The following is a 25,591-nucleotide window of genomic DNA, read 5'->3' as shown; positions in this document are numbered from 1 at the left end:
GGACCTCACCTGATGGTAACGCAAGCCTACGCCCAAGAAGCGGCTGCACCGGCCGAAGAGCACGTCGAGGCGCCTGCCGCCGACGCGCATGCCGCTCCCGCGGCTCATGCCGATCCAACCGCCGATACCCATGCCACCACCGAAGCCGGTGGGCATGGCGAATCCGGCGTGTTCCCGCCGTTCGATCCGGCGACATTCCCATCGCAGCTGTTGTGGCTCGCCATTACGTTCGGCGCCCTCTATCTGCTGATGAGCAAGGTGGCCCTGCCCCGCATCGGCGGCATCCTCGAGAACCGCAAGGCCATCATCGACGCCGATCTGGCGGCCGCAGATGCCTCGCGCCAGAAGACCGACGCCGCCATCGCTGCCTATGAGGCAGCCCTGGCTGCCGCCAAGGCCAAGGCTCAGGGCATTGCCAGCGAGACCCGCGACGCGATCCAGGCCGACCTTGCTGCCAAGCGCAGCGCCGTCGAGGCCGACCTCACCGCCAAGGTGACGGCTGCCGAGGCCCGCATTTCGGCCACCAAGGCCGAAGCGCTGACCCATGTCGACGAAATCGCCACTGAAACGGCTCAGACGGTCGTAACCCAGCTGGTGGGCGATGTCTCGGCTGACAGCGTTCGCGCTGCGGTTGCCAAGGCCAAGGAGTAAGCGACAATGGAACTCGACAATAGCTTCTACGCCCTCGTCGCGCTCGTCATCTTCATTGCGATCGCGCTTTATTTCGGCATCCCGAAGATCATCGGCAAGATGCTCGACGGCCAGATCAAGAAGATCGCGGACGACCTGGCGGAAGCCAAGAAGCTGCGCGATGAGGCTGCCGCCCTGCTCGTCGAATACGAACAGAAGCGCGTTGCCGCCGAGAGCGAAGCCGAAGGCATCATTGCCGCTGCCAAGGAAGAAGCAACCCGCCTGACCGCCGAAGCCCAGGCCTCGCTGGCCGACCTCGTCGCCCGCCGCACCAAGGCCGTGGAAGACAAGATCGCCCAGGCGGAAGCCCAGGCCGTCGCCGAAGTGCGTGCCCGCTCGGCCGATGTCGCTATCGAAGCCGCCCGGCTGGTGCTGACCGACGAGATGAACCGCAAGGGCGGTTCGGTCGTCGACAGGGCGATCGCCGATGTGGGTAATCGGCTGAACTGAGGTTCGGGCAGCAAGATTTTGAAGGCGGGCCGCAAGGCCCGCCTTTTTCTTTTTGGGGGATGAATTGCCAGTCGTCTCCCTCCCTTGTGGGAGGGATCAAGGGTGGGGTGAGTCTGGCGCACCGAATTTGCGGCCCCACCCCACCCTAGCCCTCCCAATCAAGGGCAGGGAATCAGATCGTGCGTGATACGCGACCAGGGGGCGCCTCCGACGTCACCCTCATCCTCCCGAAGGGGAGAAGGGAGAAAGTCAAGTTGACCTCCCGTGGATTCTCCACCATGGTGCCCCCGACTGCGGGAGAGACTGGTTTTCTCCAGCGCCGAAGGAGCAACCGCCCCGGAAACTCTCAGGCAAACGGACCGCAGTCGGGTCAAACACTCTGGAAAGCGGATCGGTCATTCCGGTCCCACCGAAGGAGCAACCGGCGCTCAGCCGGGAAATCTCTCAGGGCAAGGACAGAGGGGGCACGGAATTCGCCGCAAGGCGAGTGCAGTCGTGTCGCCTTGTTCATTTCCCGGGATGTGTTGATGGCCGAAACCTCAGCCGAAGACCTCAAGACCACACCGCTCTTTGAGCGCCACACCGCCGCTGGCGGCCGCATGGTGCCCTTCGGCGGCTACTCACTGCCAGTGCAATACCCCTCCGGCATCATGACGGAGCACAAATGGACCCGCGAACAGGCCGGCCTGTTCGATGTGAGCCATATGGGCCCGAGCTTCCTCGCGCTGAACAACCCAAGCGGCGATGCGGAAGCCGACCACGCGGCCATCGCTGCTATCATCGAACCGCTGATCTGCGGCGACATTGCGGGTCTGAAGCCGGGTCAGGTGCGCTACACCCTGCTGCTCAACGAGACTGGTGGTGCGATCGACGACCTGATGGTTGCGCGCTCGCCGCTACATCCGGGCTCGCTCTATATAGTGGTCAATGCCGGCACCAAGGATGGCGACTTTGCCCGCATCGAGGCGGCCGCTGGCGGCAAAGCCAAGCTGACGCGCGCCGATGCCGATAATGCCCTGCTCGCGCTGCAGGGACCGGAAGCGGTCAATGTCATCGCCCATATCGCCCCGGCTGCTGCCGATCTTGGCTTCATGACCTATGGTGCCTTCCCCTGGAATGGCACGACGCTGATCATCGCCCGCTCCGGCTATACCGGCGAGGACGGCTTCGAAATTCTGGTTTCGGCCGACCACGCGCCAGCCTTCTGGGATGCCCTGCTCGCCGATACTCGTGTCAAGCCGATCGGGCTCGGCGCCCGCGACAGCCTGCGCCTTGAGGCGGGGCTGCCGCTCTACGGGCACGATCTCAACGAGACCATTTCCCCCACCGAAGCCGATCTCGGCTTTGCCGTTTCCAAGCGCCGCCGCGAGGCGGCTGACTTTCCGGGCGCTGCGCGCATTCTCGCCGAACGCGAGGGCAAGCTCAGCCGTATTCGTGTCGGCCTGATCGTCGAAGGCGCGCCGGCGCGCGAGGGCGCTGAAATCCTCGACGCATCCGGCGTGGCCATTGGCGTCGTCACCAGCGGTGGCTTCGCGCCGTCATTGGGCAAGGCCATCGCACTCGGCTTCGTGCCGCCAGAACACGCTGCACATGGCACCAAGCTGCAGGTGTCGGTGCGCGGCCGCCCCCAGGCGGCCGAGGTCGTTCCGACGCCTTTCGTGCCCCATCGTTATTTCCGTAAAGCCAAGACCAGTTGAGGGATCTGCCATGACCACCAAGTTCACCCCTGACCACGAATATATCCGCGTCGAGGGTTCGACCGGCATTGTCGGCATCACCCCCTATGCGCAGGAAGCGCTCGGCGACATCGTGTTCGTCGAACTGCCCAGCGTCGGCAAGGTGCTAAAGAAGGGCGACGAAGCCGCCGTGGTCGAGTCGGTCAAAGCCGCCTCGGAAATCTACGCGCCGGTCTCGGGCACCGTGACCGAGGTCAACGATGCGCTTTCCGGCGAGCCCGGCCTCATCAACTCCGACCCGGAAGCAGCCGGCTGGATCTACAAGATTGCTATTGCTGATGCGGGCGATCTCGACGGCCTGCTCGACGCTGCCGCCTATGCGGACCTGACCAAGTAAAGAGAGACCATGCGCTACCTTCCCCATTCCGAAGCCGAACGCGCCGAAATGCTCGGCGTTATCGGTGCGGCCAATGTCGATGCCCTGTTCAGCGCCGTCCCCGCACGCGCGCTCAAGAGCTTCGATCTCGGCCTACCCGCCCATAGCCCCGAATTCCTGGTCGAAGCGCATATGCGGGCGCTGGCCGGCAAGAACCAATCGGGTGGGGACGGTCCTTTCTTCGTCGGCGCGGGCGCTTACCGCCATCACGTGCCGGCCACGGTGGATCACCTGATCCAGCGTTCGGAATGGCTCACCGCCTATACGCCCTACCAGCCGGAAATCTCGCAGGGCACCCTGCAGATGCTGTTCGAGTTCCAGACGCAGGTGGCGAAGCTCACCGGCATGGACGTGGCCAATGCCTCGCTTTACGACGGCTCGACCGGTACGGCCGAGGCCGTGCTGATGGCGCGCCGGCTGACCCGCCGCAACAAGATCGTGCTGTCGGGAGGCCTGCATCCGCACTACCGCGACGTGGTCCGCGCCTACCTCAAGGACGATGTCGACCTTGAATGCCTCTCGGCTTCGCCGGAGGGCCAGGGCGACATCCTCGACCATATTGACGAGCAGACTGCCGCCATCGTGGTGCAGACACCGGATTTCTACGGCCATCTGCGCAATATCAAGACCGCTGCCGATGCTGCCCATGCCAAGGGCGCGCTGTTGATCGTTGTGATCACCGAAATCGTGTCGCTCGGCCTGCTCGAAGCTCCAGGTGCACTGGGTGCCGATATCGTCGTGGCTGAGGGCCAGTCGATCGGCAATGCGCTCAACTTTGGCGGCCCCTATCTTGGCCTGATGGCGACGCGGAAAGAATTCATCCGCCAGATGCCCGGCCGGCTGTGCGGCGAAACCGTTGATGCCGATGGCCAGCGCGGTTTCGTGCTGACGCTGTCGACCCGCGAGCAGCATATCCGCCGTGAGAAGGCGACCAGCAATATCTGCACCAACTCGGGCCTTTGCGCCCTGGCCTTCTCGATCCACATGGCCTTGCTTGGCGAAGCTGGTTTTACACGCCTGGCCCGCCTCAATCATGCCAGTGCCTGCAAGCTGGCGGATGCGTTGGCGGCCGTGCCCGGTGTCGAAGTGCTCAACAAGACCTTCTTCAACGAGATGACCATCCGCACGGCGCAGCCGGCGGCTGATCTGATCGAGCGCCTTGCCGCGCGCGGCATTTTGGCCGGGGTTCCGGTCAGCCGACTGGAGCCGACAAATGCGTCGATCAACAACCTGATCGTTCTCGCCGCCACCGAACTCACCACCGATGCCGATATCGCCGCGCTCTGTGCCGCTCTTTCGGAGGAACTGCAATGAGCATGAACAACCAGGGCCGTCCTACCGGCACCGGCACATCGGGCTTCGTGTCCGCCTCAGGCTCGGCTTTGCTGCCCAATGAACCGTTGCTGTTCGAAATCGGCGACACCGAGCATTCCGGTGTCGACCTGCCTGAGGTCACCATCTCGACCGACCGTCTCGGCGGCTTCGAGCGCAAGATGCCGCTCGATCTGGCTGGTCTCACCGAGCCCGAGGCGATGCGCCACTATGTGCGCCTCAGCCGCCTCAACCACTCGATCGACAGCGGCATGTATCCGCTGGGGTCGTGCACGATGAAGCACAATCCGCGCCTCAACGAGAAGATGGCGCGCCTGCCCGGTTTCGCGGACATCCATCCTCTGCAGCCGGTCTCGACCGTGCAGGGCGCGCTGGAGCTGATGAACCAGCTTAGCCATTGGTTGATGACGCTCACCAATACCGCTGCCGTAGCGCTGACGCCCAAGGCCGGCGCACATGGCGAACTGCTCGGCATGATGGCGATCAAGGCCGCGCACGAGGCGGGGCAGAGCAACCGCACCGTTGTGCTGGTGCCCGAAAGTGCCCACGGCACCAATCCGGCCACTGCTGCCTTCCTCGGCTACACCGTGAAGCCGATTCCGGCCCGCGCCGATGGCACGGTGGATGTGCAGGCGGTCAAGGACGCGCTGTCGCCCGACGTAGCGGCGATCATGCTGACCAATCCCAATACCTGCGGCCTGTTCGAACCGCAGGTCATCGAGATCGCCGAGGCCGTGCATGCGGCGGGCGCGTTCTTCTACTGCGACGGCGCTAATTTCAACGCCATTATGGGTGTCGTTCGTCCGGGCGACCTCGGCATCGACGCTATGCATATCAACCTGCACAAGACCTTCTCGACGCCGCATGGCGGTGGTGGGCCGGGTGCGGGCCCAGTGGTGCTGTCGGAGGCATTGGCGCCGTTTGCGCCGGTGCCGTTCGTGCGCAAGGCCGGTGACGGTCTCGAACTGGTCGAGCATGCCGAAGACCAGGCACTGGGCCGCATTACGGCGTTCCAGGGCCAGATGGGCATGTATGTCCGCGCGCTGACCTATATGCTCAGCCACGGCGGCGATGGTCTGGCCCAGGCGGCGCAGGATGCGGTGCTCAATGCCAACTACATCAAGGCCCGCCTCGCCCACGCCTTCTCGGTGCCGTTCGGCGATTATCCGACCATGCACGAGGCGCTGTTCGACGACACGTTCCTCGCCGGGACAGGCGTCACCACACTCGATTTCGCCAAGGCGCTGATCGATGAGGGCTTCCATCCGATGACCATGTATTTCCCGCTGGTCGTGCATGGTGCCATGCTGATCGAGCCGACCGAAAGCGAAAGCAAGCAGACTCTGGATCGCTTCTGCGACGTGATGGAAGAGCTGGCGGTCGATGCCAAGGCCGGGAATACGGAACGGTTTACCGCTGCGCCGCTGAAGGCCCCGCGGCGCCGGCTGGACGAAACGCGGGCGGCTCGCCTGCCCATCCTCAAGTGGGAACGGGCGGACGAGACGCTGAAGGCAGCCGAGTAGGCCTCGGCACAATCGAACCGGCACCTCCCCCTAACAGGGGGAGGTAGGAGGGGGGAGACATCCCGATTGGGCCATTCCACCCTCTGCTGCCGCAAGCTGACTTACCCCAGTTTCACAGCCTTCAAGCCCAGAAACAGCGGAAACTCTCCGGCTGCCCTTCGGTCTGCTTTGCTTTCGCCCTGCATCGGTAAGTCACCGATCTCCCTTATGCCCGTCAGAGCCATTCCCGCCATGCTCAGCGCGTTCACATAGGCCCCGAGTGGCCGGTGATAGCTGCGGGTGGTGCCGCTGCCGTGGCTCTGCATTGGTACGGCCAGCGGCGTGAGATAGGAGTCGAGGCGGCGGAACTTGAGCCCCCTGCCCTCATCCCAGCCCCATCCGCTTTGCCGCGGCACGCGGAAGCAGGGATGCAGCATGACGATGGCCAAGCGCCCGCCCGGCTTCAGCAGCCGAGCCGCACTCGCTATGGCCGCGTCCAGCGGGTTGATGTCCTGGATCGATAGCAGGAAGCACGCCCCGTCGAACCCACCCATTGGCAGCTCGACATGAACAGGCAGATGCGTCGCATCGCCGACCAGGAAGCGGCCACTGCGCCCGTGGATCTTGCGGGCCTCGGCGATCAGCCGCGGTGACAGATCGACGCCGACGAAGCGGGCGCCCCGTTCTGCGATCGGCGGTGCGAGAATGCCGGGGCCGCAGCCGAGGTCGGCGATATGTTCGCCTGCCTGCGGGTCGAGCATTTCGAGCAGCAGCGGCACGGCAAGGGTGCGGTGATAGCGGCTGCCATTGGTGCCGGTCCAGCCAGCATACCAGTGTGCGACGGCGTCCCAGCTCTGCGAGCGGGCGCGATTGATATTTCTCTTCATGATTGTCTCGGTGTCTCGAAAGCTGTTCGAGAGACGAGACGGCGCCGGTTTCGGAGATCGGCCCCACAGCCTTATGGCCGGAACCCCGCATGCGCACTCACGCCGGCCGCAAGGCAGCCGGATGAGACGTCATGGATCGACACCGCCCTCAGGCGGTGCGGATGCGAATGGAATAGAAAGCCGTGTTGCGCATGATGCGCTCCTTAGCCCAGTCCGGTGCCCGATGGCAACTAGCCGCGGGTGTCGAAGCCGACCCAGATGGTGATCTCTTCGCCGCCCAGATAGGGGATGGCGACGTTCTCGATGACCTTGACGAACTCGGCCGAGCGGGCCGGTGCGGCGATGGCCACCGGAATGGTGTATTTCTCGGAGAACACGGCCTGGCCATCGCGCTCGACGGCGAAACGGATGGGGGCATTGACGGAGGTCTGATTGCCCTGCGGGCCCAGCAATACGCGGCCGACAACGCCCATATTGACCGTGATCAGGCCGTTGGACACCACGCAATTGCGCGAGCTTTCATCAATCACGCCCTGATACTGCAGTGCCTTGGCGTCGCCGGTGCGGCCGCCGCCGTAGTAGAACATGGCCTCGCTGCCGGGGCGCACGCGGATGGGTGGGCACTGGGTGGCGATGGCGGGTAGCGCGTTGGTCTGGGCCTGAGCCACGGCAGCCGGGGTAGCGGTGGCATTCTGCAGCGTCTGGGTCTGGGCAGCATTGCCGCCGCCAAACAGGCCACCCATGGAGCAGCCGGCCAGCACGGCGGCGGCACCGAAAGCTGCAGACAAGCGCAGGGCCAGCGAAATTGACTTGGTCATGAACGGGTCTCCTGGACGCTAGACTAGCTATTGGCGGCTTCGAGCGCCATGAGAATGGCCGGCGCACCGCTGGCATTGACCCCAGGCGCATCCTCGACGAACACCGCCTCGGCAACGCCATTGCGGATCAGCATCGCCGACCGGGCAAAGCGCTTGCCCATACCGGAGCCCGAAAAGTCCTTGGCGAGGCCCAGAGCTTCGGCCAACTCGGCATTGCCATCAGCGATGAAATCGATCTTGCCCAGCGCGCCTGATGCCTCAGCCCAAGCCTTCATCACGTGATGGTCGTTGACCGAAACGCAGACGATGCGGTCGACGCCGGCGGCGCGCAGCTTGGCCTCATTGGCGATGAAGCCGGGCAGATGATTGACATGGCATGTAGGGGTGAAGGCGCCGGGAACGGCGAAAAGGACCACGAGCCCCTTGCCCAATACGGCATCGCTGGTGGTGTCGGTCGCGCCTTCGGCATTGACGAGTTTGATCCGCACGGACCGGATCGGACTGCCGCGTTCAATCATATGTGGAATTGCCCCATCACTCCGGCGGCCGGGCGGCCACCATTCCCTCAGTCCTCGTACGTTCGGGATATGCGGCTTTGCCCCCGCAAACAAGGCCTCAGCGGCCCTTTCCCTCGCACTCTCTATTCGGTCGGCTTCAGCATAACCGGACGCGTGACCTCGAAAGCTCCCATGCCCGTCATGAATGTGAGCTGAATGTCCTGGTTTTCCAAGTCGATTTCTTCGCCTTTGGCCAGCACGGGAATGAGGACTAGGTTTGGTTCCGGGCTTTTTTGCGGCGCGCCAAAGAGCGGTTCGCCGGTTTGGGTCGCCGCGATCAGCGAGGCGGGGTCGACATCCGGATCGCCGACATGGATGGCGAGCATACCCTCGTCGGCGCGGTACTCCACATTGCCGATCGGCTGCGGATCATCGCCCCAGGCAATCGGCGCCAGAGCCATAGCCTGCCGGATGCGCAGGCCGTTGGCGCGATCGGGCTCCGGATCGGCGAGCGCCAGCGAAAAGCGCGCCTGGGCGGGCACGCAAATATCGGAGCAGACGCCCAGAATGGCTGATAGCTCTACCGTTGCAGCACCCGGCTCGGTGCTCACCTCCACTGGCAGGACGGTGGGGCCGAAGTAGACGTAATCGAGATAGCCATCCTGCTGATCGCGCGTGGGATAGGGCCAGAGGATGGTGTGCCCGGAAATGCCGGTCGAGCTGGAGAAATCGAGCTCGGTGGGCAGGCCAGCGTCGCCGGGAACACGCCAATAGGTCTTGGTGGTGTCGGGCATGTCGATTTCGAGCCCCAGCATGGTCTTGCCATCAGGCTTGACCTGGCCGGTGCTGATCAGCCGCAGCTTGATCCCCGGAGCGACCTCCTGCCATGCCGTTTCTCCCGCAAGGGCGGCGGGCGTGGCGAGCAAAGCGACAAGGGTGATGAGAGGGCGAAGCTGCATGGGATGGCATTAGCGCAGGAGGGCGTGAAGAAATAGCTGACGAGCCATCAGGCCTTCGTGATGAGCGCATTGCTGGCCCGCGCCATCGTAACTTGCATCACCGGCAGGGCTGCCTACAATCATCGGCATGAACTCGCTCGAAGGACAATTACTCATCGCCATGCCCGACATGGACGATGACCGTTTCGCAGAAAGCGTGATCCTGCTTGTTGGCCATGGCAGCGAGGGGGCGATGGGGCTCGTCATCAACCACGAGCTGGCCAACCTGCGGTTCGCCGATATTCTCGACGAGCTCGATCTCGGCGACCCCGACGCTGTCATCCGCCTGCCCGACTCCATCCGCCAGCGCGCGGTGATGCGCGGCGGGCCGGTGGAGAAGGGACGCGGCTTCGTGCTGCATTCATCCGACTATACGAGCGGCAATAGCTATCCGGTGAACGAGAGCGTCTGCCTCACGGCAACCCTCGACATCCTCAAGGCGATGGCATTCGGACCGGCGCCAAAGGCGTCGCTGTTCGCTCTAGGTTGCTGCGGCTGGAGCCCAGGTCAACTGGAGGATGAAATCGCTCGCAATGGCTGGCTGACCGCGCCGTTCTCGAAGGAGCTGGTGTTCGAGACGCCGGTGGAGCAGCGCTATGACGCAGCGCTGGCGAGCCTGCATATTACGCGGGCATCGCTGAGCCCGGATGCGGGACACGCTTGATCCGACCACCACAGATCGTCACCCTCGGGCTTGACCCGAGGGCTCTGCACTTTCTGAACGCTGGGTAAGTGGAACACCCTCGGGTCATGCCCGAGGGTGACGATCTGTGGTTGGGGCCTATCGCGCCAGTTGCGCGGCCAAGCGCTTGCCGAAATCAGCACCGGTCATGGCGGCGCCGAAGGCGAAGCCCTGGGCATAGCGGCAATTGAGCTGGCGCAGGCGTTCGATCTCGTCGAGTGTTTCCACGCCCTCGGCGATCACCATCAGATCGAGGTCGGTAGCCAAGGCCACCACTGCCTTGATGATGGGCCCCTGGGTATGGGCGATACCATTGTCGTCGCCCATCTTCACGAAAGGCTGCGGGATTTTGATGGTGTCGAACGGGAAGCGGTGGAGGTAGCTCAGCGATGAGTGGCCGGTGCCGAAATCGTCGAGCGCGAGGCCCAGGCCTAAATTGCGCAGCGCCTGCAGCATGTAGGCCGAGTGCTCGGGATTGGTCATCACCTGGCTCTCGGTGATTTCGAGCTTGAGGTGGCGAGCAAGCTCCTTGTCCTGGCTGACAAGGTTGCGCATGTCGTTGAGCAGGGTTTCGGTCGCTAGCTGGGTCGGGGAGAGGTTGACCGAGATGAAGAATTCCTCGGGCAGACCAAAGGTCGTCATCCAGTCCTTTGCCTGTGCGGCTGATTGCTCGAAGGCCAGGCGGCCCAGTTTTTCGATCTGGCCCGAGCGCTCGGCCAGGGGCACGAATTCGTCCGGATTGACCACACCCCTGGTGGGATGAACCCAGCGCATCAGCGCTTCGGCGCCGGCCATCTGGCCGGTCTGGATATCCATGACCGGCTGGAACTGCACATGCAGTTCGCCCTGCTTCATGCCGCGTTCGAGGTCTTCCTCGCTAGCGCGATTGTAGGCCGCGATGGAACGGGCCGAGGCGCGGTAGGCCTCGATGCGATCGCCGCCCAGGCGCTTGGCGTAATACATGGCCAGCTCGGCGTCGCGCAGCACGTCGGCGGCGCTGGCGGGATTGCTGTCGTAGATGGTAACGCCGATCGAGGCGGTCAGGGTCAGGTCGCGGTCGCCGAAGTTGAACGGGGCCTTGAGCGCCTTGCGGATCTGTTCGGCGGTTTCGGCAATCTTGCCGGCGGCCTGCTCGGAGGCGAGGATGACTGCAAACTGATCGCCGGTGACGCGCGCCACGGTGTCGAGAGGCCGCATGATGCGGGCGATGCGGCGGGAAATCGCCAGCAGCACGGAATCGGCGGCGGAGTGGCCGATCCGCTCCTCGAGCTCCATGAAGCGGTCGATATCGATGAGGAACACGGCCGGCTTGGTGCCGCCCGGTGTGCGGGCGCGAACCAGGGCGCGCTCGAGCCGATCGAGGAACAGCATGCGGTTGGGCAGGCCGGTCAGGCTATCGTGCACGGCGTCATGCAACAGGCGTTCGCGGGCGGCGCGATCTTCGGTGACGTCCTGCAGGGTGCCGACGATACGGTTAACCTGGCCGTCGCCGCCGAGGACCGGCTTCACCCGCATGCGGAAGCTGCGATAGCTGCCATCGTGGCCGGCAATGCGCATATCGGCCGAGACCTTGCCGCGGCGCAGTTCGACCAGCGTATCGAAGGCGGTGCGGAAGCGGTCACGATCATCGGGATGGACGCGGTCGAGCCAGCGCTTGATGGCGCCGCGCAGGGCACCGCGCTTTTCGCCGAGGCGGGTGGCGAGTTCATCGCTGACCGAGACGCGGTCGCGCTCGATATTCCAGTCGAAGACGAAATCGCCCGAGCCGGTCAGCGCGAGGGCGCGACGCTCGACTTCCGAGAGGGTGCCGATGGACACCTGCCCTTCGGAGAAGGCGTGTTGCACAGCGGTAAAGCCGAGCAGCATGACGATGAGCACGAGACCGCCGCCGACAGCCGGCTGGGCGACGTCGTTGGAGACCTGTCCGGATACGACCAGCCAGGAATAGAACAACCAGGCGATCAGGATGATCCAGGTGGGCACCAGTAGAACGGCGCGATCATAGCCGCGCAGGGCCAGCAGGAGGATCAGGAAGAAGCCGGAGAGCCCCAGCAGGGCTAGCACCATGCGCGCAATGGTGGCGGCGATGGCGGGCTGGAAGAAAGCGAAAGCGAACAGCGCAAGGAACATGGCCGCGAGGCCCAACGCCAAGTGAATGAAGCGCAGGTGCCAGCGGTGGAGGTTCAAATAGATGAACAGGAACCCCGCTAGCGTGGTGGCTATGCCGGCCTCCGCGGCAGCGCGTAACGGTTGCATGCCGCTGGCGGGCAGGCCGAGCAAGCGGCCCAGCACACCGAAATCGATGAGCAGGTAGACCAGCACGGCCCAGGCGAACGCGGCCGTCGCCGGGAATACGCCGCGCCCCTTCACCACGAACATGATGGTCAGGAACACTGCGGCCAGCGAGGCGACGCCGAGCACCACGCCACGGAACAGGGTGAACGAGTTCACATAGTCGCGATAGGCGTTGGGCTGCCATAGATAGAGTTCGGGCAAGCTAGTGGAGGTGAGCTCGGCGACGAAGGTCACCGTGGCGCCGGGATCCAGCGTGACTTCGAAGACATCGGCCTCGCTATCGACGAGGCGCACCGGCCGGATGCCGGCGCTAGGCGTCAACGCTTTGAGGCGGTCGTCACCCAGATCGGGCTGGAAAATGCCGGAGCCCGGCAGGCGGAAAAATGGCGCGACGAGCAAGCGCTCGATCTGCTGATCGCTTTCATTGCGCAGGGCGAAAAGCGCAAAGTTTGGCGTGGTGCCCTGCTCGCTTGCCAACACTTCGATGCGGCGGATGATGCCATCCTCGCCGGGCGCCGTCGACAGCTGGACGCGGCCATCGGTGCCGGGCTGAACCTCGATGACGTCGGACAGATTGACGGCGTTGACATCCTCGGGAACCGAGATGACCTCGAAGGCGGCGGCGGGCGCGAGGATAGCCAGCGCGAACGCAAAACACATCGCGAGTGCATGAAGGTGACGCATCAGTGGCGATTATATCCTGCGGTAGGCTTCATTGTGGCAGCGCTTCGGCAGGCCGCGTAAGCGACCCGCGTGCCGAAACGGCATCCTCTTGGCGGGAGCGCCCTTTGGTAGCGGGGATTGCCGCGTGCGACAAGGTTACCGAAGTGTTGCCAATTGGCAACGACATGCAGCGGCTAGCAGGCTTGGATGGTCAGTTTGGTGCCTGAGTAGCCCGACTTCGCCACGCTATCGCAAAGTTCGCTCCACTCGCACCCGGCGCAGGCGGAGCGAATCTGACCGGTGGAAAACGCCGATCGCAGCCCGGCGAGCGTGGTTTGGTCGAGGCGGAAGGGCTGGGCGAGGTCAGTAGCCGGGCCCAGCAAGTCGGCAACGGCGAGGCGGGCAAGACGATCGCGCTCGGGTACCCTGTCATTATGGCAGTGTGGCGCATCCTCATTCAGCAACGGCGCACAGATGTCGTCCGGGCCATCGATCAGCGCGATCTGTTCGCCAGCGGCAAGCCGCGCGATGACGACTTCATAGTTGGCGACGAAGGCAGGGGTATATCCCCTGCCTATATAGGTCAGCATGCAGAGCAGATGATGTGCCCGCAGTTCGACGGTCAATGCTGGCTCTTGCCCGTGGTGCCACGATGCCATGCGAACAGGATGGCGGCGCCGAGGGCCGACTTCAGCGCGGCGCCGACGAGGAATGGTGCGACGCCGTGAATAAAGGCCTGTTCCAAGCCGATCATCGCGGCGAGCCAGGCGCCGCCCAGCAGCAGGCAGGCGAGGTTGCCGGCAAGGGCGGCAACAAAGGCAAGTACCGGCTTCTTGCCGTTCCAGCCGCGCTCAGCCAGCCAGCCAACGATCGCGCCGGCAATAGGGAAAGCGAAGAGATAGCCAGCGGTGGGGCCGGCAAAATGAGCGGCGCCCCCAGCGCCGCCGGCCAGCACCGGCAGGCCCAATGCGCCCTCAAGCAACCAGGTCACAATGGTGATGCCGCCGAGGCGCCAGCCATAGAGCGCACCGACCATGGCCACGGCAAAGGTCTGCATAGTCATCGGCACTGGCACCATCGGCACTTCGACATAAGACGACAAGGCCAGGAACAACGTGCCGAGAACGACCGCCGCAACCTGCCAGGTTAGCGAGCGATCGGCGAGTTGCAGTGGGCTGAAGCTTGAGCGGGTGGCGGTAGTGGAGTTCATTTCAGATCCTTTGAGAAATTATAGATAATTTCTGATGACGATCTATTAAACCGAAACTTGTGCCGGGCGACAAGCCCTCAACCAACGATAGCGAACACCTTGCGCATCGTGCCCGAGGCGCTGCGGACAGGCTTCTGTCCGATCCAGCGGACGTGCCGGGCGAGGACGATGGCGGCTTCATCGGCATTGCCGTCGCGAAGCGCGGCAAGAATGGCGAGATGATCGTGGTCGGTGCGAACTTCCCAGGTCGACTGCCAGGCGGCAAAGAGGAAGCGGGCGCTGACTGCGTGCAGGTCACTGATGGCCGCGAGCAGGCGCGGCATGCCGCAAGGCGCCAGCAGCGTGGTGTGAAACAGGCGGTTGGCCGCTTCCCACGAAGCCACGTCGGGCGAATTGTCGCCAGTACGCGTGATCCGCTCGGCCTCGTCCAGCACCGCGGACGTCAGGTGCGGCGCGGCATGGCGCAGGGCCAGCACCTCCAGCGCGGCCCGCATTTCGGCGACTTCCTTGACCTCAGCCAGATCGAAGGCCGCAACCCGAACGCCGCGTCGCGGCTCGCTGACGGCGAGGCCCTGCGCCTCGAGGCGGCGGAAGGCCTCCCGTACCGGCACGTGGCTGGTGCCGAACTCGGCTGCGATGTGATCCTGGCGCAGCCGGGCACCCGGCTCCAGCGATCCAGCAATGATGCGCTCAGCCAATACCTTGCTGATCCGGACGGCGATGGTGTCGTCTTTGCGCTCTGTCATGATTTTATAGATAGTTTGCGACGCAGCGATTTGTCGAGGTCCGCGATCAAACCCGGCGTCGCGCGTAACGCGCCATTTCATAGCGCTCCTTGATCAGGCCGAACAGGACGTGATCTTCCCAGCGGCCATTTATCTGGAGGTACTTCTCGGCAAAGCCTTCTTCAACGAAGCCGTTCTTTTCGAGCACACGGCGCGACGCCATATTGCCCGGCAGGAAAGCGGCGTTGATACGATGCAGGTCGAGCGTGTCGAAAACAAAGGGCAGGGTGATGGAGACGGCTTCGGTCATCAGCCCCTGGCCAGCAAAGGCCTGGCCCATCCAATAGCCGAGATTGACGAATTGGGCAGCGCGCCGGCGCACGTTGGATAGGGTAATGCCCCCTACCAGCGTTTCGCCCCGCCCCTGTTGCAGGAAGACGAAGAACGAATAATCTGTCCCCTCCTCGGCCTCTTCCCGCGCTCGCTTGACCCGGGTGGCAAAGACTTTCCGTCCGAGATCGGCATCGGTCCAGCGCGGTTCAAAGGGTCGGAGGAATTCGCGGCTGGAATGGCGTAGTTGGTACCAGGCGTCGTAGTCCTGCATCAGCGGCAGACGCAGCGACAGGCGTGGTCCGCGCAGGGCGATCAGCGGCTGGGGCGACGACCAGGGCCAGAGCACCGCTTTTGCCACTTACTTCTTGAGGTGTTCGCCGATGGCGCCCACATCGGCAAGATTACCGATCGGACCGATGCCGGCAAGCGTCGGCACTCCTTGGGTGAAGATTTGCCCTGCCACATCCTGCACACGCTGGGCGGTGATGGCGTTGATGCGGTCAACGGTCTCCTGCATCGGGATCGGGCGGCCCCAGAGGATCTGCTGGCGCGCCAACTGGCCGGCGCGGGCCGACGGACTTTCGAGCGACATCAGCAGGCCCGCGCGTATCTGATTGCGAACGCGGATAACCTCTTCCTCGGTGATGGACTCGGTGGCGCGCTTGAGTTCGTCGAGCACGACCGGCACGAGGTCCGCGACCTCTTCTTCACCGGTGGCAGCGGCGACGCCAAAGACGCCGCTATCCGCGAAGGCCCAGTGGAAGGAATAGACCGAATAGCACAGACCGCGCTTTTCGCGGACTTCTTGGAACAGGCGCGAGCTCATGCCGCCACCCAGGATCGAGGCCAGCACCTGCGCGGCGTAGAAGCCATCAGCGTTGTAGGCCCTGCCCTCGAAGCCGACGACGATATGGGCTTGTTCATGATCTGAGATCAGCCGCTCCTCGCCGCCCTGGTACTCGGCGCGCTGCGGCGCCGGGGCGCCGTTGGGCTTGAGATCGGCGAAGCGCTGGCGGGCAACCTCGACCAGTTCATCGTGATCGACATTCCCCGCGGCGGCCATCACCATGTGATCGCCCACATAGTTGCGGTTCATATACTTGCGGATAGTGTCGGGATTGAACTCACGTACCGATTCCACCGTGCCCAGAATGGTGCGGCCGATCGGCTGAGTGGGAAAGGCGGCGGCCTGGAACAGGTCGAAGACGTGATCGTCGGGATTGTCGCGTGCGGCGCCGATTTCCTGGACGATGACCTGCTTCTCGCGGGTCAGCTCGTCATCCTCGAAGCGAGAATTCTGCAAGATGTCTGACAGAATGTCCGCAGCAAGCACGACGTCTTCTTTCAGCACGCGGGCGAAATAGCCGGTGTGCTCGATGGAGGTCGCGGCGTTCAGGTCGCCACCGACATTTTCGATAGCCTCGGCGATTTCGAGCGCTGAGCGCGAGGTGGTGCCCTTGAAGGCCATGTGCTCGAGCAGGTGAGAAATGCCGTGCTCAGCCTTGCGTTCGGACCTTGCGCCCGCCTTGACCCAGACGCCCAGCGAGGCGCTTTCGAGGTGCGGCATGTCGTCGGTGAGAACCACCATGCCATTGTCCAGGGTCGTCGATCTTAGGCTCACGCGAAGTCCTCCTCAGGCCCAGCAGTCGAGCGACCGCCGGTCCCTCTAGTCCGCTAGGCAGCGCGCGTACGCGCTGAAATGAAGTCTTCGACCGCCATCTGGTCGTTGGCAAGGACGCTGAGGCGTTCCTTACGGGAATGCAGGTCGGCGAGCCAGGCCGGCAAGGCCGGTTCGATACCCGACGCCTCCAGGACTGCGGCCGGGAATTTGGCGGGATGGGCCGTGCCCAGGGTGACCATCGGGGTCGCCGATTGCGGCTGCGCCTGCGCGACGTGAACACCAACAGCAGTGTGGGGATCGAGCAGGTAGCCTGCATTCTTGAGCGTCGCCGCAATGGTGGCGCGGGTTTCCGCCTCGCCAGTCGTGCCGGCAGTGAAGTCGCGGCGGATGGCGGCGAGTGCGCCCTGTGGGACGGCAAAACCGCCGGACTGCTTGAGGCCGTCCATCATGCGCACCACGGCGCCCGCGTCACGGCCGGCACTTTCGAACAGCAGGCGTTCGAAGTTCGACGAGATCTGGATATCCATGGACGGGCTGATGGTGGGCGCGACGCCCGCCATGTCGTAGCGGCCGGTATCGATGGTGCGCCGCAGGATGTCGTTGGCGTTGGTGGCAATGATCAGCTTGTCGATCTGCAAGCCCATGGCCTTGGCACAATAGCCGGCGAAGATGTCGCCGAAATTACCCGTGGGGACGGTGAAGCTGATCGCGCGATGCGGGCTGCCCAATGATGCTGCAGCAGTGAAGTAGTAGACGATCTGCGCGACGATGCGGCCCCAATTGATGGAATTGACGCCTGAGAGGCGCACGCGGTCGCGGAATTTGTGGTTGTTGAACATCGCCTTGACCACGTTCTGGCAGTCATCGAACGTGCCTTCGAGCGCGATATTGTGCACGTTGGCATCGAGCACGGTGGTCATCTGCAGGCGCTGCACCGGCGAGGTGCGGCCGAGTGGATGCAGGATGAAGATGTCGGTGGTGTCGCGGCCGCGGAACGCTTCGATGGCGGCGGAGCCGGTATCGCCCGAGGTGGCGCCGACGATGGTTGCCTTGAGGCCGCGCTCGGCCAGGATGTGGTCCATCACCCGGCTGAGGAATTGCATGGCGACGTCCTTGAACGCCAGCGTGGGACCGTGGAACAGCTCCAGCACGAAGTGCCCTGGCGCGATTTCGACCAAAGGTGTCACCGATGGATGGCGGAACACAGTATAGGAGTCGTCTATAATCTGCTTGAGGCGCGGTGTAGCGATTTCGTCGCCAACAAAACGGCTGATGATATCGTAGGCCACGTCGGCATAGGGCCGCCCCGCGAAAGCAGCGATTTCGGCGGCGCTCACCTGGGGCCAGGTCTGGGGCACGTAGAGCCCACCATCGGAAGCAAGACCCGCAAGGACTGCGTCGGAGAAGCCGAGCACGGGCGCCTGGCCGCGCGTAGAGACAAACTGCATTCGGGGAGAGAGCCCTTTTAGAATTGTTGCAACCTAGTCAAACAGGCGGTGAACCGCAAGTTTGCCGGTTTCAACCCTTGCCAGCGGCGCGCTGGCGGGCAAACCAGAAGCCGAGCATGACCACTGCGACGACAGCAAAGCCATACCAGGTATATGCATAGCCCAGGTGGTTATTGGGGAACTCGACGACGGTTTCGCCGCCCTGGGGCAGCTCACCGGGGGCGCTGGCCGGCAGATCGACGTAGAAGGGCGCGAAGGGCGCCAGCGCCGGGTCGACAAGCGCTGCCAGCCGCTCGGGGTCACGAACCCATTCGATGCGATCAGACGTATTGGGGCCCGGCGTCATGAATCCGGCTTTTTCGCCGGGGCGCAGCAGGCCGGAAATGGTCACTTGCGCCGCATCGCCCTCTCCGTCGGTGACGGCCGCTTCCTGGAAATCCTGGGGTACGAAGCCACGATTGACGAAAACCGTACCGCCCTCGGCGAGGACAAAGGGCGTTACCACCCAATAGCCGGGGCCGGATGCCGGTCCGTTGGCATTGGCAAGACTGGTGAACACGGTCACAGTCTGATTGTAGCGGAAGGCACCCGTGAGCGAGACCGGCTGGAAATTCAGCGCTTCGAGATCGAGGGTCGACCATTCAGCCGAGGGCGGAACGGGGACCGGCTCGGCACCAAGCCGCTGGTCGACGGCGGCGATCAGCGCCTCCTTTTCGGCCAGGCGCTGCATCTGCCAGTTACCCAGCCAGACGCAGGTGGCGGCGAGCGCCAGCATCAGGACGACGAAGGTCCAGCGCATCACCGGGCTCATGCGCCTTTCGGTCATTGATGCCCCTCATGCGCGTCGTGGCGGTATTGCAGTGCGACCAGGACGCCCTTGAACGGCGGCAGGAGCGCGAGCGACAGGATCAAGGTCGCGGGGATCCACAGGATCAGGTGCACGTAGGGCGGCGGGTTGAACAGCGCGCCGACAAGCAGCGCCAGGCCGATGACGATCGGCGCAACGAGGAAGATGACGAAGATGGCGGGGCCATCGCCGCTATCGGCAAACCCGAGATCGAGGCCACATTCAGTGCAGCTTGGCGCCACCTTGAGATAGCCACGGAACAGCTTGCCCTTGCCGCAGCGCGGGCAGCGGCACAGTAGGCCGGTCAGGATGGGCGAAGGCTCGGCCACAAGGGTCTCCAAACAAATCGGGGCGCAGCTTGCCGCTGCGCCCCGTGCATAACGTCCGGGCGACCCTAGTGGTGGATCGGCACGCCCCAGGCGCCCCATACATAGATGGACGCGAACAGGAACAGCCAGACCACGTCGACGAAGTGCCAGTACCAGGCGGCAAACTCGAAGCCGAGGTGCTTTTCGGGCGTGAAGTCGCCACGATAAGCGCGCAGCAGGCACACGAACAGGAAGATGGTGCCGATCAACACGTGCAAGCCATGCAGGCCGGTGGCCATGAAGAAGGTGGCGCCATACATGCGGGCTTCTGGGCCGCCGAAGAAGAAACCGGCTTCCGTATATTCGATGTACTGCACGAAGGTGAAGATGGCACCGAGGATGACGGTCAGCCACAAGCCCCACTTCAGCCCCTCGCGATCGCCCTCGAGCAGGGCATGGTGGGCCCAGGTCACGGTGGTGCCCGAGGTCAGCAGCAGCAGGGTGTTGAACAGGGGCAGGTGGAAGGGGTCGAACAGCTCGACACCCTGCGGCGGCCAGGCGACCGTTACGGCGAGACGGGAATATTGCTCGACGTCGTCCCAGCGGAAAAAGCCGTCGAAATAGGCCCAGAAGAAGCCGAAGAAAACCATCACCTCGGAGGCGATGAACAGCATCATGCCGTAGCGGTGGTGCATCTGCACGACCGGTGTATGGAAACCCTCGTTGGATTCCTTGATCACATCGCTCCACCACGCATACATGGTGTAGAGCACACCGGCGAGGCCGATGAAGAATACGAAGGACGTCCAGTCGTGCATCCAGAAAATGGCGCCCATGGCCATGATCAGCACGGCAGCCGACATGACAAAGGGCCATGGGCTCGGTTCGACCATGTGGTAGTCGTGGTTCTTGGCTATTCCAGCCATGGTCAGCTTCCCCCGTTTTCTGAAGCGTAGAAGGTATAAGAGAGGGTGATCTCTTTGATGGTGTCGAGCTCGCGGTTATCCGCCAGCTCGGGGTCGACGAAGAACACGATCGGCATTTCGACCGTTTCACCGGCCTGCAGCGTCTGCTCGGTGAAGCAGAAGCACTCGATCTTGTTGAAATAGACGCCAGCGCGCTCGGGCGAGACGTTGAAGATGGCCGTGCCGGTTACCGGCTTGTCCGAGTGGTTGGTGGCAATGAAGTTCACCGTATCAACCGCACCGATATTGTCGGTGATCGAGGCCGCAGGGCGCACCGTCCAGTTGAGGTCATTCGACACATTGGAATCGAGCCGCACCGTCATCTGGCGGGCAATGGCGCCTTTGGGCGCGTCACCGGCGACCTGCGTGGTGCCGCCGAAACCGGTGACCTGGCAGAACAGCTGATAGAGCGGCACTGAAGCGTAGGCCAGGCCAACCATGCCGGCGGCCATGAACAAGCCGCCCAACGCCACACGCTTATTGCGGCGCGCCAGCACGGGATCGATGGGAGTGTGACTAATATCGGCCATCAAAGCGTCCGGTCGAACAGGGCCGGCCCCATCTTGACGATGGTCAGCGTGTAGAAGGTGATGGCGAAGAGTGCCAGCGCGATAGCGATAGCAATCGACCGGCGGCGGCGCAGCTTGGCGCGTACTGCTGCGACCTCGGGGGTCTCGGGCTCGACCTGGCGGATTTCGTCCGGTGCGCTCATTACATAAAGCTCCCGAAGCGAGTCAGCAGATTGTCGGTGAGGAAGGCAAAAAACACGATGAACAGGTAGCTCAGGGAATAGTTGAACAGCACCCGCGCCGCCTTGCGCATCGCGACATCTTCCTTGGTCCGCAGCAGACGCCAGGCCAAGATCAGGAACGATGCTCCGGTCACGACGGCCACCGCGGTGTAGACGCCGCCGGCAAAGCCGAGCCAGGTCGGCAGCATGGCCGAGGCAGCCACCAGCACCGTGTAGACGAAAATCTGCATCTTGGTGGAGGCTTCGCCGACGACATTGGGCATCATCGGCACGCCGGCAGCGCCGTAGTCGCTTTGCTTGTAGAGCGCCAGGGCCCAGAAGTGCGGCGGGGTCCACAGGAAGATGATCAGGAACAGGACGACGCTTTCCATCGACACCGACCCGGTGACCGCGGCCCAGCCAACGATGGGCGGGAAAGCGCCGGCAGCGCCGCCGATGACGATGTTCTGCGGCGTCGAGCGCTTGAGCCACATCGTATAGACGACGACATAGAAGAAGATGGTGAAGGCCAGTAGACCCGCCGCAACCCAATTGGTCGCAAGGCCCAACAACAGCACTGAGAATACCGAAAGCACCGAGCCAAAGATCAGGGCTTCTTCACGCGAGATGCGGCCGGCCGGAATGGGGCGGTTCTGGGTGCGGCTCATGATGGCGTCGATATCGCTATCGTACCACATGTTGAGCGCGCCCGAGGCGCCGGCGCCGATGGCAATGCAGGCGATGGCGATGACGCCGATGATCGGGTTGATACCGCCGGGCGCCACGACGAGGCCGACGATGGCGGTAAACACTACCAGTTGCATGACGCTTGGCTTCAGCAGCGCGAGGTAGTCCTCCACGCGCGCTTCGCCCGTCATGCGGGGTAGGTTTCTGCTGTCGTCGATCAGAGCCACTGGCCTTGCCTTTGTTTGCTGCGGACCGCGCGGACGCGGCCCGGATGCTTGGTCGCGCTAATTAGTGCGCGTTGGTCGAGTCAATCTTGGGCAGCGTCGTGAACTGGTGGAACGGCGGCGGTGAGCTCAGCGTCCATTCCAGCGTCGTCGCGCCAGGACCCCAGGGATTGTCACCCGCAGGGCGCTTCTTACGAGCAGCTTCCCAGGTCGCGTAGAAGAAGATCAGCATCGCGACGAAGGTGATGTAGTAGCCGACCGAGGATACACGGTTCCACATGCCGAAGGCATCCGGATAGTCGATGTAGCGGCGCGGCATGCCGGCGAGGCCGAGGAAGTGCTGCGGGAAGAAGATCAGGTTCACGCCGACAAACATGGTCCAGAAATGCAGCTTGGCCAGGAATTCGCTGTACATCCAGCCGAACATCTTGGGGTACCAGTAGTACCAGGCCGCAAAGATCGAGAACACGGCGCCCAGCGACAGCACGTAGTGGAAGTGCGCGACCACATAGTAGGTGTCGTGCAGGGCACGGTCGGCACCGGCATTGGCCAGCACCACGCCCGTCACACCGCCGACGGTGAACAGAAAGATGAAACCGATAGCCCAGAGCATGGGCGACTTGAAGGTGATGGAGCCGCCCCACATGGTAGCGATCCACGAGAAGATCTTCACGCCCGTCGGCACCGCGATGATCATGGTGGCGGCAACGAAGTAGCGCTGCACGTCGAGGCTGAGACCGGTGGTGTACATGTGGTGAGCCCACACCACGAAGCCGACGACGCCGATGGCCACCATGGCATAGGCCATCGCGAGGTAACCGAACACCGGCTTGCGGCTGAAGGTCGAGACGATGTGGCTGATGATGCCGAAGCCCGGCAGGATCATGATGTACACTTCGGGGTGGCCGAAGAACCAGAACAGGTGCTGGAACAGGATCGGATCGCCGCCGGCTTCGGGCCTAAAGAAGGCCGTGCCGAAGTTACGGTCAGTTAGCAACATGGTAATGGCGCCGGCCAGTACTGGCAGCGCCAGCAGCAGCAGGAACGCAGTCACCAGCACGGACCAGGCGAAGAGCGGCATCTTGTGCAGCGTCATGCCAGGGGCGCGCATGTTGAAGATCGTGGTGATGAGGTTGATTGCACCAAGGATCGAGCTGATACCCGCAACGTGGAGCGACAGGATGGCGAAATCCATAGCGGGACCAGGGTGGCCCGCAGGACCTCCAGAGGAAAGTGGCGGATATATGGTCCAGCCACCACCAAAGCCGAGCGCGCCTGGGCCGGCGCCTTCGAAAAACAGGCTCATCAGCAGAAGGATAAAGGCCGGCGGCAGCAGCCAGAAGGCAATATTGTTGATGCGCGGAAAAGCCGTATCGGGCGCGCCGATCATCAGCGGCGCGAAGTAGTTGGCAAAGCCACCCATGGTGGCGGGCATGACCACAAAGAACACCATGATCAGCGCATGTGCTGTGGTGAACACGTTATACATGTGCTTGCCGGCATCGAGCGAGGCGTCAAGCGGCGTCTGGTAGACGAAACTTGCCAAGCCGTGGAAAATCTGGATGCCGGGTTCCTGCAATTCCATGCGCATTACGCCGGAGAGCAAGCCTCCGATGATGCCAGTGAAAATGGCAAAGACCAGATACATCACGCCGATGTCTTTGTGATTGGTCGAATAAACCCAGCGGCGCCAGCCGGTGGGTGTATGGTGCGACGCGGCATCGTGACCAGTCGCGTGGGCTTCGAGGTGGGCGGTGGTATCGGCCATTTAGTTAAGTCCCCTGACCCTTGTTCTTACTGCACTGCCGCGAGCGTGGCATTGGCGGCAGTGTAGTCACCGCCTTCGAACGCCGCCATGAAGGCTGCGAATTCTTCCTTGGTCACCACCCGCACGGCAATCGGCATGAAGGCGTGATCCTTGCCGCAAAGCTCCGAGCACTGACCGTAGTAAATGCCGGTTTCGCGGGCGTTGAACCAAGTCTCGTTGAGGCGACCAGGAACGGCGTCGATCTTAATGCCGAAGGACGGCACGGCAAAGGCATGGATCACACCGGTCGGATCGGCAGTCACCTGCACGCGGACAGTGGTATCGACCGGCACAACCAGTTCGTTATCGACGGCGAGCAGACGCGGCTGGTTCGGCTTGACGGTCTGGACGTAGCCGTCGGCGGCGTCGCCGAGGATCACGGACGAGAAGCTCTTACCCTGGTCGACATATTCGTAGTCCCAGTACCATTGCTGGCCGGTGGCCTTGATGGTCAGAGACGCCGCCGGAACCTCGACTTCGCCGAACGAGAAGATGTTGGGGCCGAGGTACTTGCGTTCGCCATCTGGCGTGGTGAGCTGGTCGCTGAGCACGCCGAACGAGGGAATGGCGATGATGATCAGAATGACGATGGGCAGCACCGTCCAGACGATCTCGACCAGGGTATTGTGCGTGAAGGCCGCCGGGTTGGGGTTCCGCTTGGCGTTGTAGCGCCAGACGATCCACAACAGCAGCGCCAACACAAAGACCACGATCAGCGAAATGGTCCACATCAGGATGCCATCGTGGAACGCTGTAATGGAGTCCATGATCGGGGTCACAGAGCGCTGCAGATGGAACTGCCCGGGGAGCGGATGGCCCGCCGTGTAACCCGCTTCTTCCTGCGCCGTGGCCAGAGCCGGGGCCAGAGCCATTGCGGCTGCCGAAACGGCCCCCATCTTTCTCAAGAAATGCCCGGTCACCATAAACCCCCGTATCGACTTCAATTGGTGCATCCACACCGGGATTGAGAGACAAAAACAGCGGCATAGCAACGCCGCCCCGACTCAACCTCGGAGCGAAAAACTCTTCGCTGACCTAAATCACATCGCAAACGCCAAGTCCATTGCGGCAACGGCGAACGCGACTGCGTCATATTGTGCGGCAGGTGGTGGAAATACGCCTCACCCTCGCCGCACTTTGGCGACCATATTCCTTGGAATTCCGGGCCTTGGTTGACTTGAGCACAAGGCTGTCGGAAACAGGCAAAGCCCCACGCGGACGCCCGATTCGGCAGGAGAAGTGATAGAGTGAAGCGGATTTTGAAGCGTCATCTGGCCGTCGCCGGCCTGGCATTGGCAGCCCTTGCGGGCGCCGGCAGTGTCACCATGAGTCAAGGCGTGGTGCGTGCGCAGTATGGCGATTGGCAGATGAGCTGCGATACGCCGCCCGGCGCGAGCTTCGAGCAATGCGCCATCATTCAGAACGTCATGGCCGAGGATCAGCCCAATGTGGGCCTGTCGGTCATCGTGCTGCGCACCGCCGACCGCGAAGCGCGGCTGCTGCGCGTTCTGGCGCCGCTCGGCGTGCTGCTACCGAACGGGCTGGGCCTCAATGTCGACGGCAAGGATATGGGCCGCGTCGCCTTCGTGCGCTGCCTGCCCAATGGATGCGTGGCCGAGGTGGTGCTCGACGACAGCCTGATCGAAACGCTGTCGAATGGTACCGACGCCATTTTCGTTGTATTCAAGACGCCCGAGGAAGGCATCGGCATTCCGGTGTCGCTGAACGGCTTCAAGGACGGATTTGCCCAGCTCCCCTGA

General features: G+C 63.3%; 27 protein-coding genes and 1 riboswitch. Of the genes, 8 read left to right on the top strand and 19 right to left on the bottom strand.

Features of this window, described 5'->3' with window-relative positions:
* Positions 1 to 12 precede the first annotated feature (12 nt).
* The 6 genes from MF606_RS04445 to gcvPB all read left to right on the top strand — a co-directional run bounded on the left by MF606_RS04445 (position 13) and on the right by gcvPB (position 6,107).
* Entirely contained in the window at positions 13 to 651 is a 639-nt protein-coding gene (locus MF606_RS04445; protein ID WP_240232451.1) for a F0F1 ATP synthase subunit B, read from the top strand.
* A 6-nt stretch (positions 652 to 657) separates the two neighbouring features.
* Positions 658 to 1,140 carry a F0F1 ATP synthase subunit B family protein gene (locus MF606_RS04440; RefSeq protein WP_240232450.1) on the top strand — a complete coding sequence of 161 codons (483 nt, stop codon included), beginning with the start codon at positions 658 to 660 and terminating at the stop codon, positions 1,138 to 1,140.
* A 284-nt stretch (positions 1,141 to 1,424) separates the two neighbouring features.
* Positions 1,425 to 1,512, top strand: a riboswitch (glycine riboswitch).
* A 155-nt stretch (positions 1,513 to 1,667) separates the two neighbouring features.
* Positions 1,668 to 2,837 (top strand): glycine cleavage system aminomethyltransferase GcvT, encoded by a 1,170-nt coding sequence (gene gcvT, locus MF606_RS04435; protein WP_240232449.1) that lies wholly within the window; start codon positions 1,668 to 1,670, stop codon positions 2,835 to 2,837.
* 10 nt (positions 2,838 to 2,847) lie between these two features.
* On the top strand, positions 2,848 to 3,213 hold the full coding sequence (gene gcvH / locus MF606_RS04430; RefSeq protein ID WP_240232448.1) for a glycine cleavage system protein GcvH: 366 nt from the start codon (positions 2,848 to 2,850) through the stop codon (positions 3,211 to 3,213).
* Positions 3,214 to 3,222: 9 nt separating this feature from the next.
* On the top strand, positions 3,223 to 4,566 hold the full coding sequence (gcvPA, locus tag MF606_RS04425; protein WP_240232447.1) for an aminomethyl-transferring glycine dehydrogenase subunit GcvPA: 1,344 nt from the start codon (positions 3,223 to 3,225) through the stop codon (positions 4,564 to 4,566).
* Positions 4,563 to 6,107 (top strand): aminomethyl-transferring glycine dehydrogenase subunit GcvPB, encoded by a 1,545-nt coding sequence (gene gcvPB / locus MF606_RS04420; protein WP_240232446.1) that lies wholly within the window; start codon positions 4,563 to 4,565, stop codon positions 6,105 to 6,107. Before gcvPA ends, gcvPB begins: the two co-directional genes overlap by 4 nt.
* 101 nt (positions 6,108 to 6,208) lie before the next feature.
* On the opposite strand, the gene MF606_RS04415 is transcribed toward gcvPB, so the two are convergent.
* From MF606_RS04415 to MF606_RS04400, 4 genes are all read right to left on the bottom strand, one after another.
* Complete coding sequence (locus MF606_RS04415) at positions 6,209 to 6,973, bottom strand: class I SAM-dependent methyltransferase (protein WP_240232445.1); 765 nt, start codon at positions 6,971 to 6,973, stop codon at positions 6,209 to 6,211.
* A gap of 230 nt (positions 6,974 to 7,203) precedes the next feature.
* A complete protein-coding gene (locus MF606_RS04410) occupies positions 7,204 to 7,791 on the bottom strand; it encodes a hypothetical protein (protein WP_240232444.1) in 588 nt (195 codons plus the stop codon).
* Between the two features lie 23 nt (positions 7,792 to 7,814).
* Positions 7,815 to 8,309, bottom strand: a complete 495-nt coding sequence (locus MF606_RS04405; RefSeq protein WP_275693124.1) for a peroxiredoxin — start codon at positions 8,307 to 8,309, stop codon at positions 7,815 to 7,817.
* Between the two features lie 122 nt (positions 8,310 to 8,431).
* Positions 8,432 to 9,247: a protein-disulfide reductase DsbD domain-containing protein gene (locus MF606_RS04400; RefSeq protein ID WP_240232442.1), complete on the bottom strand. Its 816-nt coding sequence runs from the start codon at positions 9,245 to 9,247 to the stop codon at positions 8,432 to 8,434.
* Between the two features lie 127 nt (positions 9,248 to 9,374).
* On the opposite strand from MF606_RS04400, the gene MF606_RS04395 reads away from it, so the two are divergent.
* Positions 9,375 to 9,950, top strand: coding sequence for a YqgE/AlgH family protein (locus tag MF606_RS04395; protein WP_240232441.1), 576 nt, complete (start codon positions 9,375 to 9,377; stop codon positions 9,948 to 9,950).
* Between the two features lie 117 nt (positions 9,951 to 10,067).
* On the opposite strand, the gene MF606_RS04390 is transcribed toward MF606_RS04395, so the two are convergent.
* From MF606_RS04390 to coxB, 15 genes are all read right to left on the bottom strand, one after another.
* Positions 10,068 to 12,947 (bottom strand): EAL domain-containing protein, encoded by a 2,880-nt coding sequence (locus MF606_RS04390; protein ID WP_240232440.1) that lies wholly within the window; start codon positions 12,945 to 12,947, stop codon positions 10,068 to 10,070.
* A gap of 173 nt (positions 12,948 to 13,120) precedes the next feature.
* Positions 13,121 to 13,552 (bottom strand): DUF1284 domain-containing protein, encoded by a 432-nt coding sequence (locus MF606_RS04385; RefSeq protein ID WP_240232439.1) that lies wholly within the window; start codon positions 13,550 to 13,552, stop codon positions 13,121 to 13,123.
* Complete coding sequence (locus MF606_RS04380) at positions 13,549 to 14,136, bottom strand: biotin transporter BioY (RefSeq protein ID WP_240232438.1); 588 nt, start codon at positions 14,134 to 14,136, stop codon at positions 13,549 to 13,551. Before MF606_RS04380 ends, MF606_RS04385 begins: the two co-directional genes overlap by 4 nt.
* A gap of 77 nt (positions 14,137 to 14,213) precedes the next feature.
* On the bottom strand, positions 14,214 to 14,882 hold the full coding sequence (locus MF606_RS04375) for a GntR family transcriptional regulator (RefSeq protein WP_240232437.1): 669 nt from the start codon (positions 14,880 to 14,882) through the stop codon (positions 14,214 to 14,216).
* A 46-nt stretch (positions 14,883 to 14,928) separates the two neighbouring features.
* Positions 14,929 to 15,552: a GNAT family N-acetyltransferase gene (locus MF606_RS04370; protein ID WP_240232436.1), complete on the bottom strand. Its 624-nt coding sequence runs from the start codon at positions 15,550 to 15,552 to the stop codon at positions 14,929 to 14,931.
* Positions 15,553 to 16,782 carry a M16 family metallopeptidase gene (locus MF606_RS04365; protein WP_338084451.1) on the bottom strand — a complete coding sequence of 410 codons (1,230 nt, stop codon included), beginning with the start codon at positions 16,780 to 16,782 and terminating at the stop codon, positions 15,553 to 15,555.
* An 86-nt stretch (positions 16,783 to 16,868) separates the two neighbouring features.
* Complete coding sequence (thrC, locus tag MF606_RS04360) at positions 16,869 to 18,263, bottom strand: threonine synthase (RefSeq protein ID WP_240232434.1); 1,395 nt, start codon at positions 18,261 to 18,263, stop codon at positions 16,869 to 16,871.
* Between the two features lie 70 nt (positions 18,264 to 18,333).
* Complete coding sequence (locus tag MF606_RS04355; RefSeq protein WP_240232433.1) at positions 18,334 to 19,089, bottom strand: SURF1 family protein; 756 nt, start codon at positions 19,087 to 19,089, stop codon at positions 18,334 to 18,336.
* On the bottom strand, positions 19,086 to 19,439 hold the full coding sequence (locus MF606_RS04350) for a DUF983 domain-containing protein (RefSeq protein WP_240232432.1): 354 nt from the start codon (positions 19,437 to 19,439) through the stop codon (positions 19,086 to 19,088). Before MF606_RS04350 ends, MF606_RS04355 begins: the two co-directional genes overlap by 4 nt.
* Before the next feature lie 65 nt (positions 19,440 to 19,504).
* On the bottom strand, positions 19,505 to 20,344 hold the full coding sequence (locus tag MF606_RS04345) for a cytochrome c oxidase subunit 3 (RefSeq protein WP_240232431.1): 840 nt from the start codon (positions 20,342 to 20,344) through the stop codon (positions 19,505 to 19,507).
* A 2-nt stretch (positions 20,345 to 20,346) separates the two neighbouring features.
* On the bottom strand, positions 20,347 to 20,913 hold the full coding sequence (locus MF606_RS04340; protein WP_240232430.1) for a cytochrome c oxidase assembly protein: 567 nt from the start codon (positions 20,911 to 20,913) through the stop codon (positions 20,347 to 20,349).
* Complete coding sequence (locus tag MF606_RS04335; protein WP_240232429.1) at positions 20,913 to 21,095, bottom strand: hypothetical protein; 183 nt, start codon at positions 21,093 to 21,095, stop codon at positions 20,913 to 20,915. Before MF606_RS04335 ends, MF606_RS04340 begins: the two co-directional genes overlap by 1 nt.
* Complete coding sequence (locus tag MF606_RS04330) at positions 21,095 to 21,991, bottom strand: heme o synthase (RefSeq protein ID WP_240233778.1); 897 nt, start codon at positions 21,989 to 21,991, stop codon at positions 21,095 to 21,097. Before MF606_RS04330 ends, MF606_RS04335 begins: the two co-directional genes overlap by 1 nt.
* 97 nt (positions 21,992 to 22,088) lie before the next feature.
* The gene (ctaD, locus tag MF606_RS04325; RefSeq protein WP_240232428.1) at positions 22,089 to 23,792 is read right to left on the bottom strand and encodes a cytochrome c oxidase subunit I; all 1,704 of its coding nucleotides are present in this window, start codon (positions 23,790 to 23,792) and stop codon (positions 22,089 to 22,091) included.
* Between the two features lie 26 nt (positions 23,793 to 23,818).
* Positions 23,819 to 24,703, bottom strand: coding sequence for a cytochrome c oxidase subunit II (gene coxB / locus MF606_RS04320; protein WP_240232427.1), 885 nt, complete (start codon positions 24,701 to 24,703; stop codon positions 23,819 to 23,821).
* 375 nt (positions 24,704 to 25,078) lie between these two features.
* On the opposite strand from coxB, the gene MF606_RS04315 reads away from it, so the two are divergent.
* Positions 25,079 to 25,591, top strand: a complete 513-nt coding sequence (locus MF606_RS04315) for an invasion associated locus B family protein (protein ID WP_240232426.1) — start codon at positions 25,079 to 25,081, stop codon at positions 25,589 to 25,591.

The sequence above is a fragment of the Devosia lacusdianchii genome, from assembly GCF_022429625.1.
Lineage (GTDB): Bacteria > Pseudomonadota > Alphaproteobacteria > Rhizobiales > Devosiaceae > Devosia > Devosia lacusdianchii.
Note: the sequence above shows the minus strand (reverse complement) of the source record. Positions and strands in the feature narration are given on the sequence as shown.